The 14,754-nt window shown below is 68.6% G+C and carries 17 protein-coding genes; 9 read left to right on the forward strand and 8 right to left on the reverse strand.

Annotated features, from left to right (window positions below):
- Both ACZ5VD_RS41570 and ACZ5VD_RS41575 read right to left on the reverse strand, forming a co-directional pair.
- On the reverse strand, positions 1-535 hold a 535-nt coding region (locus ACZ5VD_RS41570; protein ID WP_468685652.1), incomplete at its 3' end, for a tyrosine-type recombinase/integrase.
- A 127-nt stretch (positions 536-662) separates the two neighbouring features.
- Entirely contained in the window at positions 663-884 is a 222-nt protein-coding gene (locus ACZ5VD_RS41575; RefSeq protein ID WP_468685653.1) for a hypothetical protein, read from the reverse strand.
- 483 nt (positions 885-1,367) lie between these two features.
- On the opposite strand from ACZ5VD_RS41575, the gene ACZ5VD_RS41580 reads away from it, so the two are divergent.
- Positions 1,368-1,832, forward strand: coding sequence for a hypothetical protein (locus ACZ5VD_RS41580; RefSeq protein ID WP_468685655.1), 465 nt, complete (start codon positions 1,368-1,370; stop codon positions 1,830-1,832).
- Between the two features lie 116 nt (positions 1,833-1,948).
- Positions 1,949-2,437 carry a helix-turn-helix domain-containing protein gene (locus ACZ5VD_RS41585; RefSeq protein WP_468685657.1) on the forward strand — a complete coding sequence of 163 codons (489 nt, stop codon included), beginning with the start codon at positions 1,949-1,951 and terminating at the stop codon, positions 2,435-2,437.
- 426 nt (positions 2,438-2,863) lie between these two features.
- Here the strand turns inward: ACZ5VD_RS41585 and ACZ5VD_RS41590 are convergent, their stop codons facing one another.
- Both ACZ5VD_RS41590 and ACZ5VD_RS41595 read right to left on the reverse strand, forming a co-directional pair.
- The gene (locus tag ACZ5VD_RS41590) at positions 2,864-3,118 is read right to left on the reverse strand and encodes an ArsR/SmtB family transcription factor (protein ID WP_468685658.1); all 255 of its coding nucleotides are present in this window, start codon (positions 3,116-3,118) and stop codon (positions 2,864-2,866) included.
- Positions 3,119-3,150: 32 nt separating this feature from the next.
- Positions 3,151-3,921, reverse strand: coding sequence for a transcriptional regulator (locus tag ACZ5VD_RS41595; protein ID WP_468685660.1), 771 nt, complete (start codon positions 3,919-3,921; stop codon positions 3,151-3,153).
- A gap of 352 nt (positions 3,922-4,273) precedes the next feature.
- On the opposite strand from ACZ5VD_RS41595, the gene ACZ5VD_RS41600 reads away from it, so the two are divergent.
- Complete coding sequence (locus ACZ5VD_RS41600) at positions 4,274-5,179, forward strand: hypothetical protein (RefSeq protein WP_468685662.1); 906 nt, start codon at positions 4,274-4,276, stop codon at positions 5,177-5,179.
- Between the two features lie 81 nt (positions 5,180-5,260).
- On the opposite strand, the gene ACZ5VD_RS41605 is transcribed toward ACZ5VD_RS41600, so the two are convergent.
- Positions 5,261-6,574: a magnesium and cobalt transport protein CorA gene (locus ACZ5VD_RS41605; RefSeq protein ID WP_468685664.1), complete on the reverse strand. Its 1,314-nt coding sequence runs from the start codon at positions 6,572-6,574 to the stop codon at positions 5,261-5,263.
- A 56-nt stretch (positions 6,575-6,630) separates the two neighbouring features.
- On the opposite strand from ACZ5VD_RS41605, the gene ACZ5VD_RS41610 reads away from it, so the two are divergent.
- Complete coding sequence (locus ACZ5VD_RS41610; RefSeq protein WP_468554606.1) at positions 6,631-7,038, forward strand: ArsR/SmtB family transcription factor; 408 nt, start codon at positions 6,631-6,633, stop codon at positions 7,036-7,038.
- A gap of 11 nt (positions 7,039-7,049) precedes the next feature.
- Here ACZ5VD_RS41610 and ACZ5VD_RS41615 read toward each other — a convergent pair whose 3' ends face one another.
- Genes ACZ5VD_RS41615 through ACZ5VD_RS41625 form a run of 3 tightly spaced genes read right to left on the reverse strand, consistent with a single transcriptional unit; the run spans position 7,050 to position 10,952 of the window.
- Positions 7,050-7,736, reverse strand: a complete 687-nt coding sequence (locus ACZ5VD_RS41615) for an MgtC/SapB family protein (RefSeq protein ID WP_468685665.1) — start codon at positions 7,734-7,736, stop codon at positions 7,050-7,052.
- The gene (locus ACZ5VD_RS41620) at positions 7,733-9,151 is read right to left on the reverse strand and encodes an ABC transporter ATP-binding protein (RefSeq protein ID WP_468685667.1); all 1,419 of its coding nucleotides are present in this window, start codon (positions 9,149-9,151) and stop codon (positions 7,733-7,735) included. The genes ACZ5VD_RS41615 and ACZ5VD_RS41620 overlap by 4 nt, the downstream gene beginning before the upstream one ends.
- A gap of 34 nt (positions 9,152-9,185) precedes the next feature.
- Complete coding sequence (locus tag ACZ5VD_RS41625) at positions 9,186-10,952, reverse strand: ABC transporter permease (protein WP_468685669.1); 1,767 nt, start codon at positions 10,950-10,952, stop codon at positions 9,186-9,188.
- A gap of 491 nt (positions 10,953-11,443) precedes the next feature.
- On the opposite strand from ACZ5VD_RS41625, the gene ACZ5VD_RS41630 reads away from it, so the two are divergent.
- The 5 genes from ACZ5VD_RS41630 to lysA all read left to right on the forward strand — a co-directional run bounded on the left by ACZ5VD_RS41630 (position 11,444) and on the right by lysA (position 14,733).
- Positions 11,444-11,770: a PadR family transcriptional regulator gene (locus ACZ5VD_RS41630; RefSeq protein ID WP_468685671.1), complete on the forward strand. Its 327-nt coding sequence runs from the start codon at positions 11,444-11,446 to the stop codon at positions 11,768-11,770.
- Positions 11,767-12,123, forward strand: coding sequence for a DUF1048 domain-containing protein (locus tag ACZ5VD_RS41635; RefSeq protein WP_468554601.1), 357 nt, complete (start codon positions 11,767-11,769; stop codon positions 12,121-12,123). The genes ACZ5VD_RS41630 and ACZ5VD_RS41635 overlap by 4 nt, the downstream gene beginning before the upstream one ends.
- A gap of 1 nt (position 12,124) precedes the next feature.
- The gene (locus ACZ5VD_RS41640) at positions 12,125-12,451 is read left to right on the forward strand and encodes a DUF1048 domain-containing protein (protein WP_468554600.1); all 327 of its coding nucleotides are present in this window, start codon (positions 12,125-12,127) and stop codon (positions 12,449-12,451) included.
- Between the two features lie 475 nt (positions 12,452-12,926).
- Positions 12,927-13,343, forward strand: a complete 417-nt coding sequence (locus ACZ5VD_RS41645) for an SAV_915 family protein (protein ID WP_468685673.1) — start codon at positions 12,927-12,929, stop codon at positions 13,341-13,343.
- A 13-nt stretch (positions 13,344-13,356) separates the two neighbouring features.
- On the forward strand, positions 13,357-14,733 hold the full coding sequence (gene lysA / locus ACZ5VD_RS41650; RefSeq protein WP_468554598.1) for a diaminopimelate decarboxylase: 1,377 nt from the start codon (positions 13,357-13,359) through the stop codon (positions 14,731-14,733).
- Positions 14,734-14,754: the final 21 nt, after the last annotated feature.

Below are 14,754 nucleotides of genomic sequence, written 5' to 3' on the forward strand. Positions count from 1 at the left end.
GACGCAGTGATCTCCGGCGCTTCGCGCCTCCAAACCGAGGATCACATTCCCGCCCGGCCTGAAGGCCGGGATTCCCTGCGAAGAACAAGGGATGGGACGGGTCGGGGCGGTAGGAAGCACACCCGGGGCACTGGAAGCGGATCGGGCAGGCGTTGCCTCCTGCCTTGACGTTCGACGGCTCGACGCAGTTGCCCCACGGCACCGCGGCTGCCCGCATCTCGTAGGCGTCTGCTGAGCCCATTGGCGCGGGGTTGCCGTGCCGGTCCACCGTCAGGACCCGAAGGGTGTCCACCGCTTCCCGTTTCATCTTCTTCGACACCTGGAAGTACGCCGCCGTGGTGTCTGCCGATTTGTGATCCATAAGTGCCTGGAGGACGTGCTGCAGGACTCCGGCGTCCGCGTAGCGCTGGCAGAACGTGTGCCGGAACGCATACGGGAAGATCGAGTCACGTATCCCAATTAGCGGTCGAGTCGTCGCGGGGCTCCGGGCGGCCAAGCTCTTTGAGCCATACAACGGCGACAAGCTCACAGCCATACCCGGAACCCCTGGGTCCGCCGATCTTGCGAATGACCAACTCAGACCCACGCTTGGAAGACACCTCAGGCTCAGCGCATTCCGGCGAGCCGAGGGTGAAGGTCGTACCGCCGTGCTCGTCGCCCTTCTACCAGCTCACCTTCCCGTCCGCGACGGTGTACGCCATCGTGTCCGTCTGGCCGGGAACCCACACGGTGTCACTCTCCAGGGAAACGGTGCGCTCCGCTGTCGTGCCGGTGCGGTCAGTGGTGGGGGTGCCCTTGTAGGTGGTCGCCGCGTCGAGGTTCCTCCAGTCGTCGATGGAGCCGCCGCAGACGGGCTCGGCAGACGCAGCCGTGGGTGCCAGCATGCCAGCACCCGTGAGACCTCCCAGCGCAAGCGCGGAGGCGAAGAACAGAGAGGTCAAGCGCTTCGCGGCGGGAGCCGGTGTCGCCTCCGACCGATGGATTGGAGCGGCTGGCCCGCAGCCGCTCCCACGCCTCATCGGCGTCGAGATCGCTGTACATGACCAAGGACGCTACTCGCTGCCGAGTTGACCACGCGGGTGAATTTTCCCCTCACGTACGCGGGCGCGGATCCAAGCGAATGAGTCCAATTTGCGCACATTTAAAGTTTATTGACAGATTTTCAGATGCTATGTAATTGTTTTTGCCCGCTCCGGGCGGGCCACGAGAATGGGAGTACGGCTCCCTTGTGGGGCAAACGACCGACACGCTCAGCGACCTGGCCGGGCTACTGTGCCCGTCGTACGGAGCCGGCAGGGGCATCCGGTATCAGATGCGAGGCGAGCGAACCTGCCGCCTTGGTGTCTGGAAACTCAGGAAGGGCTCTCATGGGGGTCAAGCGTGTACGCCGAGTCGGCACCACCGGCGCGTTGGTCGCCGCGACGCTCGGCGCGTCGATCGTCCTCACTCCATCGTCGGCATCCGCATCAGGCACATGGGATTGCCACGGCACCCAGGTCAAGCGCTGCACCATGATCTGGTGGGACGCGGATGCGGACACCTTCCGGGCACGGGCGAAGATCACCGACGCCAGCGGTGGCGGCAACTACGGGGTCAAGGTCAACAACGTGAGGCTCCAGCGCTACATGTCCTCCACTGGCTGGGTGACGGTGCGCCAAGCAGACGATAACGACAGTTGGCATGCCGTCAGCGACCTGGCCGGCACCAGCACCATCGACCCGTGCAGCGGGCCACCGAATAGTTTCCGCGCGGTGGCAACGTTCTACTGGAGGGGCGCGAGCTCCGGCTCGGAGACCTGGCATCCCAACTCGGCGACGAGCCGCGACTGCTGACCCACATCCGATGGTCCGTCCCACACTGAGGGATGCGGGGCGGACGTGTTTCCCTCGGCGTCTTCTCCGAACAGCAGGAGAAGGAGGCCGCCGCGGTGTAAGCGGGCGCCACCCGTGTGGGTGATGACAGCCGCCCGGTTCGGCGGGACGCTCAGCAGAAAGTCGAGAACACCACAGACCGCTTCAGGGCCCGGTCGCGCAGCGCGGCCGGGCTCGCGCCGTGCGGCGGCGCGCTCGTCCTGAGCGCCGCGCACATCCAGGCCCCGGGCAGCCCGGCCACCGACCCGGGCGAGCCGTATGTGCGGTTCCATGCCGCGGTGGACCGCGACTTCGCCATTGTCCGTCGCGTCGAGGACTACGCCCACGCCCTCGGCTGCTCGGCGCGCACGCTCTCCCGCGCCACGCTCGCGGCCGACGGAGTCACCGCCAAGGAGTTCATCGACCGCCGCGTCCTGCTGGAGGCCAAGCGGCTGCTTGCCCACAGCGGCCAGTCCGCCGCCCGGATCGCCGCCCAGCTCGGCTTCTCCAGCGCCACCAACTTCAGCAAGTTCTTCCACCGGCACACGGGCAAGAGCCCCCTCGGCTTCCGCGGCACGCAAAGCTGAGCTGGCCAGAAACCACTCTCGTGGACTCCCAGGTCACCTGACGCGCAGTGGTGAATGGGCGTCGCGGAAGACGGTGAAACTGCCGGCGTTCTTCCGCGAGCCTCTCGACGGGGCTTGCGTCGGGTCGCCTTGCGGCCCAACCGCCCCGGAGAAATCAAGATTGCCCGGCAGATCCCGAGCCCGACCGGTCCCCGTCACCGGGCGGGTCTGTCACGCAGCAGCCGGAGCGACTTCAGCTTGTTGGCGTAGGCACCCATCCAGCTACCAAGGGGCCCTGTTCTCCATACCCGGCGCTCGCCGCGATCACCTGAACGAGACTCCCGTTCGACCAACACTGCTCAAGATCGGAACGACAACAGTCGCTCAGATCACCCAGTGCCTCCCAAACATGCCGACAAACGCTGCTGCTGAAAGTGAACAAAGCCATCAGGCAGTGCCCCCGCTTCGGCGCATCGGATGTGCCTGGAACGGCGTGGGGGTGAGGTCAGCGGGTGTGCGGTGTGCGTTGAGGAGTTCGGCGCCGAGGGGGGAGAGCGTGTGCTGCACGGCGTTGCCCTGTCTGCGGGTGGAGATCAGTCCGGCTTGGCGCAGCACGGTGGCATGCTGGCTGGCCGATGCCGGCGAGATGTCTGCGCGACGGGCCAACTCACCGGTGGTGTGCGCGTGAACGAGTAACAGCATGACCGTCGCTCTGGTGCGGCCCAGCAGCGCCGTCAGGGGCGGCGGACCGGTTTGTCGTGGGCGGTGCCGCCCGTTGTCGCCCAGCCAGGACAGCGCACGACGGAATACACCAGTACGGGGGTTGCCTCGGGATTCTTGAGTGTGATGGGGGTGCCAAAGCAGAAGAACGACGGCAGGAGCAGCAGCCCTCTGCCGTTGAGGACGAGGTCCTGGTCCACGGGGTAGGGGAGTTCGAGTACGGGCGGCTGCCAGCGGGCCAGCGGGTGCAAATGGGTGAGTAACTGTGCGACACCTCCCGTGGACAGAGCCTGTAGACGGGTGGCGCGATCGGCCTCCATCTGGGCGTGGATGGAGCGCCAGTAGGGTGCCAGCGTGATCCGGTGATAGCGCCGGACGGCTTCCCCCAGTGCCCTGAGGACTGTCTGGTCGCCGTCGGCCAGCGCACCCAGCCACGTGGCTGGGGTTCGCCGAGGGGCCAGGTCACCGAGATCCGCGCGCAGTTGGGTCCGCGGGGTGGAGAGCAGGATGTCGACAGCTTCTTCCAGACAGGCGATGCCCACCGTAGGGGTGAGGAAGTCCGCTGAGTAGCCGACGGGCGGCGCCAGCTCGCACAGCATGCGTGACAGGTCTGCCGTACCGCCGAGGAGCCTGTCGCGGGCGGCGTCGCGCCAAAGGCCGAATTCCTTGGCGCCAGGCCGCTTCTGCAGCACGTGCAGGCTCAACAGCACCTCCCACAGTACGTCCGGCTCGGTGGCCAGGCACGTGTTGCCCATGTCCTCAGTGGTGAAGTGGATACGCAGCACGGACGTTCCCCCTGTTTCTTGGATGCCGCCCGCGGGCGGGCGCCTGGACGGCGCCCGCAACATCCGGTCTGGGTGATTTGTGTGACCGGAATGCGGGTGCGCGATGTTGACGTGTCTCTTTCGGAGAGCGCTGAAAGTCGTGGCGCGTTCACTCATGAATGAATCAGGCTGTCGGTACGAGTCCCGTTCGCACTGGATGTCGGCCCACCAAAGCCGCCACCCATGTACGCAGTGAGACACAGGGGTTGACGCGCGGCGGACCGCTTCGCTCTCCCTCCAGCCCTCACCCTCCCCCACTTCTTTCCCTCCCCCTCGCTCTCGGTTCCGTTCACACCCAACGCGAGAGGACGTCATGCGTAAGGCCGCGATCAGCCTGCTTCTTATGTCGGTCGTCATGACCGGTTGCGGCAGTGCCCAGCACCCCGAGCAGAGCACGGCATCTCCGTCGGCCGGACTGGGCCGGCAACTGAGCGATGCGGAACAGTTGCGGATCTCGGACGCACAGCAGCGATTGATCGGCGCGTGCATGAGACGACAGGGCTTCGAGTTCTGGGAGGCTCAGCGGCTCAGCCTGGAGGAAAGCCGCACGCTCGGCTATGTGCTGGACGATGTCAACTGGGCCCGCAAGTACGGATATGGCAGCCGCATTCTGGCCAAGGAGGCGGCCTCCCGGGCTGCCAACCCCAACCTGGCCTACCGCAAGAGCCTGTCCGAGCAGCGCCGCAAGGCCTATGACGAGGCTCTGGACGAGGGGATCGACGCGCCGGTGATCGCAGTCGAGATCCCCGGTGGCGGTACCTTGCGCAAGCGGACGGGCGGCTGTCTTGCCGAGTCCGAGACGAAGTTGTACGGGGATCCCCGGGCCTGGTTCCGTGCACAGAAGGTCACCGGACATCTCCGGTCTCTCTACGTGCCCCGGATACTGGCCGACCAGCGGTTCTCGGCAGCGCAGAACGCCTGGTCGCGGTGTATGAAACGGGCGGGCTACGCCTACAAGGACCCGGGGGCCTCCCGCCAGTCAGCGGTCGCGCAGTCCGACCGGACGGCTGAGCCCGAGGTGTTCGAGGCCGAGCTGAAGCTCGCCGTGGCCGACGCCACCTGTGCCCGGGACACCGGCCTTGGCTCCATTGGTGAGGAGCGCGAGAGCCACTATGTTGCCCAGCTGCGCGACCTCTACGGCGAAGCCCTCGACACGTACAACCGGTTGCAGCACCGGGCGCTGGACGGCGCCAAGAAGATCGTCGGCCCCCGGGCCTGACCACCCATCACCTCAACGGCTCATCCGTGGAACCGCATGCCTCACCCAGAGGCGGACACCAAGGAGTACTTCATGCGCAGATCAGGCACAGCCGCCGTCGTCATCGCCCTGGCATCCTGCGGACTCGTGGCACCGACCACCTCTGCCGCGGCCGCGACACAGGAGTACCGCTGTCTGCAGGAATGGCCGGGCCGTGACGGCAATGTGAGGGCTTGGGAGCACCCCGGCTGCAGCGGAGTGCTTCTCGGCGTGACACCGGGAGACGATCGCAGTTGGGGCGACAGCGCCGGCCCGTTCACCGCACCCGCCAACATATTGGCGTCCTCTGTGATGAACAGCGGGTTTTTCGGGGGCAGGGACGTCGTGGCCTTCTACTACGACAAGGACTACCAGTATCAGAACGGCTACGTCTGCCTCGCCCCGGGAGACCTCTGGGCCTACGACCTCACGGCCCACTACTTCTACAACAGGTCGAGCCAGACCGTGAACGACCGCATCGGGTCTCACCAGTGGGTCACCGCCTCCGGATGCGCGGCGGGCAGCTGGATCAGATGACCGGAGGGGGTGCCGTATCCCGGCAGGCAGACAGGCAGACAGGCAGACAGGCAGAGGAGGAACCTGGCGCCGCTCCAAGCGGTCACTGGCCTGGGTGAGGTGGTCGGCGACGTCGCGGAAGTAGGCGGCCAGTTCCTTGTCCACGCCGGGCACGCGGCGTTCGGCGAGGTCGCGCAGCGGCCGGGCGAGCGGCGCGACGGTTCGCTTGAGTTCGACGAGTTCGCGTTTGAGCTGGTAGATGCGGCCGATGTCGTGGCCTGCGTCCGGGGAGAAGGCGTCGTTCTCGACCTCCTCGGCGTCGGCCTCCAGCGCGGTGACGACGTCGAGGTACTGGTCGACGACCGTGTCGGCGATGGCGTGCAGGACGGCCACGGGGCCATGGGCGAGGCGCTCGGGGTCGGCCTCCATGCGACGGCGGACGCCGGTGAGCGGCTCGGAGGGATCGTGGCGGACGACGACGATGAAGTCGCGGCCGACGAAGGCCATGATCTCGCCGGTGCCGACGATGTCGGTGGTGGGGGTCAGTCTGTCGTGTTCGAGATAGACGGCGGTGTGCAGGACGAGGAAGAGGGTGTCGTCGTAGCGTTCGAGCTTGGGGCGCTGGTGGGCTTCGAGGGCGTCCTCGACGGCCAGCGGATGCAGGGCGAACGCGCTGGCGACGGCCTGGAGCTGCTCGGCCGTAGGGGCGTGCAGACCGGTCCAGACGAAGGCGCCGGGGGTGGTGCGGGCGGCGTCCATCGCCTGGTCGAGCGGGAGGTGCCCTGGTCGGCGGCGCCCGTACTCGTACAGGGCGCAGTCGACGACGGACACGGACTGGGAGGGCGTGTCGTGGACCGTCATGGCTCACCTCCTTACGGGGCGCGGATGTCGTCCGGGCCACCGGTTAGCATATTTGCATGGAAGCGCAAGTAGCGTCATGGGACGAGGAGCGGGCCGAGCGGTCGGTGGCGGTGCTCAAGGCGGTCGCCGATCCGTCGCGCTACCGGCTGCTGTGGGCGCTGAGCGAGCGGGAGTTGCCGGTCAGCCGACTGGCGGAGCTGATCGGCGCGCATGTCGCGGCCACCTCCCAGCACCTCGCGAAACTGCGCGCGGCCGGGCTGGTCACCTCTCGTCGTGAGGGCACGCGGATCTACTACCGGGCCGCCGGGCGCCAGGTACGGGGACTGCTGGAGAGCGCGGTGCTGGCCGGTGACGCCGCCGAGGCCCTGGACGCCGCGGCCGAGGCGGGCGCGGTGCCCGAGGCGGTCGCGCAGGAACGCCCTGCGGCGGCACGGGCACGGCACCGTCCGGTCACGGAGCACTGAAGCCGCCGTCGTCATACGGGCGTCCGTCGCCACAGAGCGGAGACGACGGCCGGTTCCATGCTGATGCGGGCGACCGCGCTCTCCACCGGGGTGCTGTCGGCACCCTCGGAGGTGATCTCGGCGCGTATCCGGACCTGCCCGTCTCCCCCGTGGCCGGTGGAGGCGACCGCGTGCAGGCGGCTGTCGGAGCCTGCCAGCGACTGCACGAGCAGGGTGCGGACGTGTGCCTCGTCGCGGGCGTCGACCACAGCTTCCACGCAGTACGGGGTCGGAACCTCGTCGCCTGATCCGGGCTGGCGGTCCAGTCGCTGGGCAAGTCCGCGTACGGCGGTGTTGACGGCGACGATCGCTGCCGCCCCGGCGAGCGCGTAACCGGGCAGTCCGGCCCCGGCCAGGGACCCCACCGCGGCCGAACACCACAACGTGGCCGCCGTGTTGATGCCGGAGACGTTCACGCCGTCACGCATGATGACGCCCGCGCCGAGAAAGCCGATGCCGGAGACCACCTGGGCGGCGGCCCGGCTGGGATCGCCCGTACCGAAGGAACTGGACAGCAGCACGAACAGGGCGGAACCGGTGGCCACCAGGGTGTTCGTCCGCAGCCCGGCCATCCGCTGGCGCCACTGCCGCTCGATGCCGATCAACGCGCCGGCGGCCAGACCCGAGCCGAGGCCGACGGCGAAGTGCAGCGTGTTCACCGGACCTGTCCCTCCCGTACGGCGTCGGGGTCGGCGTCGGCGTCGTCGAGGCGGTACTCCTGAGGCTCGGCGTCGTAGGAGTACAGCTCGCCGTAGCGGCCCCAGTCGGTGGCCGTCTCCAGCTGGCGGGTGACCTGCTCGCTGGTGAAGTGGTGGGCCAGCACGTCGCGGAAGAACCCGGCGCGCAGGGTCCCGTCGGGGTTCTGGCGCAGGCTGCTGATGATCAGCCTGACCAGCGGGGCGCCCTGCGCGGCCTCCGCGAAGATGGTCTTGGACTTCTGCACGTCGGCGCCGGCGAAGGCGGTTCCGGCGTCGGTGAGCAGCAGGTCGTCGCCGTGGACGACGGCGAACCCGAGCAGGTCGAGGGCGTCGACGAGGGGCAGTACGTCGTCGACCTCCAGGCCCAGGTCGTCGACCAGGTCGGCGAGGTCGGCGCGTCCGTCGCGGTGGGCGATCATCTCCGCCAGACCGGAGAGGCCGTCCACGCTCGCGGTGGGCAGCGGGGTGTTGGCCGGGGTGCACTTCTCCAGCTCGACGGCGTCCACCGGCTCGACCCGGCCAGGTGTGCGGCCCTCCTTGTGCCGACCGGTCATCGTCCGGTACACGCGGTCGATGAGGTCCTCGAAGGCGGCCGAATTCCGGTCACGGGGACGGTCCAGGCCGACCTCGAAGACCTCGCGGATGGTGCCGTAGGGGCGGGAGCCGAGGACGACGATCCGGTCGGCCATCAGCACGGCCTCCTCGATGTTGTGCGTGACCAGCACGATCGCCCGGGTCGGGAACTGCCCGGACTCCCACAGCTCCATCAGCTCACCGCGCAGGTTCTCCGCCGTCAGGACGTCGAGGGCGGAGAACGGCTCGTCCATCATCAGCACGTCCGGCTCCACGACCAACGCCCGCGCGAAGCCGACGCGTTGGCGCATGCCGCCGGAGAGCTCCTTGGGGTAGGCGGACTCGAAGCCGTCCAGACCGATCAGGTCGATGGCCTGCCGGGCCGCATCCGCCCGTTCGGCGGCGCCGACCCCCTTGGCCTCCAGGCCGAGTTCGACGTTCTGCTGCACGGTCAGCCAGGGCAGCAGCGCGAAGGTCTGGAACACCATGGCCGTACCCGGGTTGGCGCCAGTCAGCGGGGCGCCCTTGTAGGCGACAGTGCCGGAACTGACCGGCACCAGACCGGCCAGGCAGCGCAGCAGCGTCGACTTGCCCGAGCCCGACTTGCCCAGCAGCGCGACGACTTCACCGGCCCGCGCCTGGAGGTCGATACCGGACAGGACGGGCAGCTCGCCGTCGGCGCCCGCGTAGGACTTGGTCAGTCCGACGGTCTCCAGCAGGACGTCGCCGTCCGCGGCGCGGGTCCGGTCGGTGGGCGGGGTGTTGCGGGGTGCGCGCAGGCCGCGCAGGGAGTTCAGCACCATGACGTGCTCCAAGTCGCTTGGAAGACAGAGAAGTTCAGAGGGAGTAGCGGGCCTCGGCCAGCCGGTACAGGCGTCGCCACAGCAGGCGGTTGATGCCGACGACGTACAGGCTCATCACCGCCACTCCGGCGATCAGGTGCGGATAGTCGCCGGTCTCCGTGGCCTTGGCGATGTACGCGCCCAGCCCCGTCGCCGTGAGCGTGGTACCGCCGAAGGTGACGATCTCGGAGACGATCGAGGCGTTCCAGGCGCCGCCCGACGCGGTGATCCCGCCGGTGACGTACGAGGGGAAGATCCCCGGGATGATCAGCCGCTTCCAGCGCTGCCATCCAACGACTCCGAGGTCGTCCATGGCCTCGCGCAGGTCGGTCGGGATGGCCATGGCGCCCGCGATGGAGTTGAAGAGGATGTACCACTGGGCGCCGAGTGCCATCAGCAGCGTGCCGCCGATGTCGATGGACAGGCCGGTCTTCAGCAGGAACCAGGTGACCAGCGGGAAGAGGAAGTTGGCCGGGAAGGACGCCAGTACCTGGACGACCGGCTGGGCGATGCGGGTCAGGCGCGGCGAGAAGCCGATCTTCACGCCGATCGGCACCCAGACCAGGGTGGCGAGGGTGACCAGCACCATCACTCGGGTGAGGGTGGCGAGGCCCAGGAGCAGCGGTTCACCGAAGACGCCGAGGCCGGTCCGGTCGTAGAGGTAGCGGCCCAGGTCGAGCAGGCCCCAGAGGATCAGGCCGCCCGCGACGACGGCGAAGGTGATGTCGCCGGCACGCTGCCGGGACGGGCCGACGGACAGCGGCCGGTCGTCGGTGCCCAGGACGCGCCCCGCCCGGCTCAGCACACGGCCCACCGGGCGCAGCACACGGCCGAGCAGCCGCGGCCAGTGCGAGCGCCGCAGGAAGTCGAGGACGTACGAGCGCTGGACCTCGCTCGCTTCGGACTGCTCGTTCTTGAACTTCTCCGCCCACGCGGTCAGGGGCCGCCAGAACAGGAAGTTCACGCCGATCACCATGATCGCCATGGTGAGGATGGCCCAGCCGACCTTGCCGAGGTCTCCGTCGGTGATGGCGGCTCCGGCGTAACTGCCGACGCCCGGCAGCGTGTAGTCCTGGTTGTTGACACTGATCGCCTCGGAGGCGACGAGGAAGAACCAGCCGCCGCCGAAGCTCATCATGCCGTTCCAGACCAGGCCGATCATCCCGGCGGGCACTTCCACCTTCCAGAACCGCATCCACCTGGTGAAGCGGAACGACCGTGACAACGCGTCGAGTTCGCGCGGCAACGAGGTCAGGGAGTAGTAGAAGCCGAAGGTCATGTTCCACGCCTGGGAGGTGAAGATCGCGAAGATCGACGCGCACTCCAGGCCCAGCATCGAGCCGGGGAACAGGGCGATGAACCCGGTCACCGCCACGGTCAGGAAGGCCAGGACGGGCACGGACTGGAGGATGTCCAGCGCCGGGATCAGGATCCGTTCCAGGCGGCGGCTCTTGGCGGCGGCGTAGGCGTAGACGAAGGTGAACAGGACCGACAGGGCCAGCGCGGCGAACATCCGCAGCAGCGAGCGCGCCGCGTCGTACGGCAGTCGCGAGGGATCGGTGTCGACCTTCACGTTCGCGTGGGTGTTGAAGGCGACGGTGGTTCCGTGGCCCACGCGCAGCACCACGTACAGCAGGACGAGCACGGCGGCGGCGACCGCCACGTCCACCCAGGAGAACTGGGACAGCCGTGCCGCGAAGGGCGTGCGCAGCGCGGTGTCGACGGGCTTGGCGCCCGTCTCGTTGTCCGTAGGGAACGACATCACGAAGACCTCCACCCACATTCTGGGCAGGCCGCCACGACCCGGCCGTGGCGGCAGCGCCGACGGCGGGGCAGGGCTCACCCGGCCAGCATGGGAAAGTCGAAGAAGGGGAAGCGCGCCGCCGTGGCCGTCGCCGCTCGATGCGGTGAGGACCTGTTCCGGCGCGAGAACTCAGAAGTCAGCGATTGCCCAGGAGGCAGCGCGGACTGGGAGGGTCGGCACCCATGGCTGCCTCCGATCCGCGATGTGGCTCCGCCCTGCGGCATGCCCAGCACGCACACAGGTTCCGACCTCAGGAGTGTGCCCCTTGTTGCGTCATTACGCAAATATGCCTCGCGACCTCCGGCCGCACACTGCCGACTTCGACGACCCGGACCACTTCACCACCACTCCCCCGCCCGGAGGAGGCAGTGCCAACCTCCGCTACTCGGTGGTACCGTATAGCGGTACTCGGTATCACGCAGTACTGATGGAGCTGAGGAGGAATCGCGATGGACGACCTGACGGAGATGCTGAAGGGCACGCTCGAAGGGTGCGTGCTCGAAATCATCGGCAGCGAGGAAACCTATGGGTACGCCATCACCCGTCAGCTCAACGAGCTCGGCTTCGCCGACGTCATCGAGGGGACGGTGTACACCATCCTGATGCGGCTGGAGAGGAACGGCCTCGTCCAGGTGACGAAACGACCGTCCGGGGTCGGTCCGCCGCGCAAGTTCTACGCGCTCAACGACACCGGACGCGAGGAACTCGCGAAGTTCTGGACGAAATGGCAGTACGTCTCATCACGCATCGACAAGCTCAAGGAGGGCGGGAGATGAACTTCTGGGAGACCATCACAGGTAGCGATCTCACCAGGGAATGGAAGGCGTTCGAGGCCCGGGCCGAGGCCCTGCCGGACGACTACCGGGCGGCGTGGGAACAGATCAAGGCCCACCTCTTTCCCCATGGGGACTTCACCGGCCGCAACCTGATGCCGATCCTCGACGCCGCCCTGGGGCTGCTCGAAGAAACAGCGGCGGACGGGCAAAGCGTCCACGAGGTGCTCGGCGACGACATCCGGGGCTTCTGCACGGCGCTCGCCGGTGGAGATGGAGCGCGGACCTACCGCGACCGGTGGCGCGAGCAGTTGAACAGGAACGTCGCAAGGAAACTGAGCCGGCTGGGAGGCTGACGTGGGCATCCAGGACATCATCGAGGGCAAGAAGCAGTGGCGGGCGCACACGGCCCGGGTCAAGGCACTTCCGCAGGACTACCGGATCGTCTACAAGGAGATGCAGAGGTACCTGTTCAAGGTCGGGCCGGTCGACCTGCCCGACGGGCCCCTGCTCCCCGGAATCGTCGACTTCTTCGAGGAAGGCGTCGCCGCAGGCAAGGGGGTCCTGGAACTCATCGGCAACGACGTCGCCGCGTTCTGCGACGGCCTAGTCAACGACTCTCCCACCTATGCGGACGTCTACCAGGAATCCATCAGCGGGGAACCCGGAACGGCCAGGAAGTGACCCCGCCGCCCTATGTCGGCGGGCATGGCCGGCATGCGCACCCGGGCGCGTACTGGTGGAGGCAGCCGACCGGGCGGGGGTCGTTCTGGTGATCGGGGCGGGGCGGCGGGACTGACTGAGACACATGTTGTTCCCCTCGGCCGACCGGTACTGCGTCGCACGCGCCGCCTGCCCGGTTCTCGTCGTGCCGCCCTCGCCGCGGAGCAGGATCCGGCCTCGGCACACCGCCGGCTGAGCCGGTGGCTGCCGTTCGCCGCCCGCAAGCCGACGAACGGCATGTTCTGACGTGACCGGGTTTCCGGCTACCCGCACGGCCCTGTACTCATCAGCGTCGCGTCAGGAGTGCCGGGCTTCCCGTCAAGCATCCGTCAGCGGCTGGCCGGTCCCCCGCCACGCGGGCATAGCGTCACTGGAGCGCCCGGCCGATCCGACCGAGCGGCGCATGTCGTCTTCTTCGACTTCGAGGAGCAGCATCGTGTCTGCAGTCGTCCTTTCCGAGGATCCCGAGCCTTTCGAACGCGTCCCGGCCGGACTTCTCTTCGTCCCCGTCCGGTCGGGGCCCGCCGGCTGTACGGCCCGGTTCTTCCGCACTCCCCTGGGCGGCCGTACTGCCGTCGGCTTCACCTCTGCGGCGAAGCTCGCCGCCACGCTGGGCACGGACCAGCCGAGCATCAGGCTCTCCGAGCCCGCACTGCGCGCGCTTGCCGCACCCCTGGGCATCACCACGCTCACCGTCGACCCGCTCTTCTCCGCCCCCTCGGCCGACCGCACCGCGGCAGCGGTCCGTGAGCGCGAGAACTCCTGGCGCCGCTGGCATCCCCGGCACGTCGGCGCCCTGCGGGTGACCGGTGCCGCTGCCGTCGTCGCGTGTCTGAACCTGCTGATCGGCTGAGGAGGCGCCCGCCATGACCGTTTCCCTTCCCCCGTCGTTTCCTTCCTCCCTGCCGTCGGACCCCCAGTCCCTGTCCCGGCTCCTCGGCGGCGCCGACGGCCTGTCGCTCTGGCCCCGCTCCACACGCCCCGAGGCCGATGGCGACCTCTCGGTCGGCGGTGTCTCCCTCGCCGAGGCGGCAGACCGCTTCGGCACCCCCGTGTACCTCCTCGACGAGCAGGAGGTCCGCGACCGCTGCCGCATGTACCGCAGCGCGTTCCCCGAGGCCGACATCGTCTACGCGGCGAAGGCGTTCCTGTGTCGCGCGGTCGCGCACTGGGTGATGGAGGAGGGGCTGGGCCTGGACGTCTGCTCCGCCGGGGAACTGGCGCTCGCCGTCACCACCGGCTTCCCGCCGGAGAAGATCGTGATGCACGGCAACGCCAAGAGCCCCGATGACCTGAGCACCGCCCTGCGGCTGGGTGTGGGACGCATCGTCGTGGACAGTACCTCGGAGATCGCCCGGCTGGCCGCGCTCACACCCGTTGGCACCCGCCAGCAGGTCATGGTGCGGGTCGTACCCGGCATCGCCGCCGGTGGGCACACGAAGGTCCGCACCGGCACCGACGACCAGAAGTTCGGCCTGTCGATCACTGACGGATCCGCACAGCACGCCGTCGCCCGGATCCTGGACCAGCCACGCCTGGAACTCGTCGGCCTGCACTGCCACATCGGCTCGCAGGTCGACTCCGTGAAGCCGTACGTGACCGCGGTGCGCCGCATGGTCGGGCTGATGGCCCGCATCCGGGACCAGCATCATCTCTCCCTCCCCCAGCTGAACATCGGCGGCGGACACGCCATCGCCTACCGGCCCGGCGAGCGGAGCCTCGACGTGGGCGTCCTGGCCGGCCGGGTCCGCGCCGAGCTGGAGGATGGCTGCGCGCGCTCCGGCCTTCCCGTGCCCCGGCTCACCCTGGAACCCGGCCGGGCGATCGTCGGCCCCGCAGGCGTCGTCGTCTACCGGGTCCTCGCGGTCAAGCGCACCGGGCAGCGCGTCTTCGTCGCCGTCGACGGCGGCATGAGCGACAACCCCAGGCCCGCACTGTACGGAGTGCGGTACGCGCCCCGGCTCATCGGCCGCCACTCCGCCGCCCCGCCGCGCTACGTCACCGTCGTGGGCCGGCACTGCGAGGCGGGCGACGTCCTCGCGGACGAGGTGGCACTGCCGGATGACGTACACCCCGGCGACCTCCTCGCCGTACCGGCGGCAGGCGCCTACCACCTCTCGATGGCCTCCGCGTACAACCTGGTCGGCCGGCCTCCGGTCGTCGCGGTGGCGGACGGGATCGCACGCGTGCTCGTCCGCCGTGAGTCGCTCGACGACATGAGCCGCCGGGACATCGGCCTGTAAGCACCGGTCCTCTCCCCTGCC

The organism is Streptomyces sp. NPDC032822 (assembly GCF_055578825.1).

Excerpts from the sequence above, each read along its gene's own strand:
- ACZ5VD_RS41605 (WP_468685664.1), bottom strand. The coding sequence starts at position 6,574 with ATGACGGTCCACGACACGCCCTCCCAGTCCGTGTCCGTCGTCGACTGC.
- ACZ5VD_RS41620 (WP_468685667.1), bottom strand. The coding sequence starts at position 9,151 with ATGGTGCTGAACTCCCTGCGCGGCCTGCGCGCACCCCGCAACACCCCG.
- ACZ5VD_RS41575 (WP_468685653.1), bottom strand. The coding sequence starts at position 884 with ATGCTGGCACCCACGGCTGCGTCTGCCGAGCCCGTCTGCGGCGGCTCC.
- ACZ5VD_RS41625 (WP_468685669.1), bottom strand. The coding sequence starts at position 10,952 with ATGTCGTTCCCTACGGACAACGAGACGGGCGCCAAGCCCGTCGACACC.
- ACZ5VD_RS41600 (WP_468685662.1), top strand. The coding sequence starts at position 4,274 with ATGCGTAAGGCCGCGATCAGCCTGCTTCTTATGTCGGTCGTCATGACC.
- ACZ5VD_RS41630 (WP_468685671.1), top strand. The coding sequence starts at position 11,444 with ATGGACGACCTGACGGAGATGCTGAAGGGCACGCTCGAAGGGTGCGTG.
- ACZ5VD_RS41635 (WP_468554601.1), top strand. The coding sequence starts at position 11,767 with ATGAACTTCTGGGAGACCATCACAGGTAGCGATCTCACCAGGGAATGG.
- ACZ5VD_RS41580 (WP_468685655.1), top strand. The coding sequence starts at position 1,368 with ATGGGGGTCAAGCGTGTACGCCGAGTCGGCACCACCGGCGCGTTGGTC.
- lysA (WP_468554598.1), top strand. The coding sequence starts at position 13,357 with ATGACCGTTTCCCTTCCCCCGTCGTTTCCTTCCTCCCTGCCGTCGGAC.
- ACZ5VD_RS41590 (WP_468685658.1), bottom strand. The coding sequence starts at position 3,118 with ATGCTGTTACTCGTTCACGCGCACACCACCGGTGAGTTGGCCCGTCGC.
- ACZ5VD_RS41610 (WP_468554606.1), top strand. The coding sequence starts at position 6,631 with ATGGAAGCGCAAGTAGCGTCATGGGACGAGGAGCGGGCCGAGCGGTCG.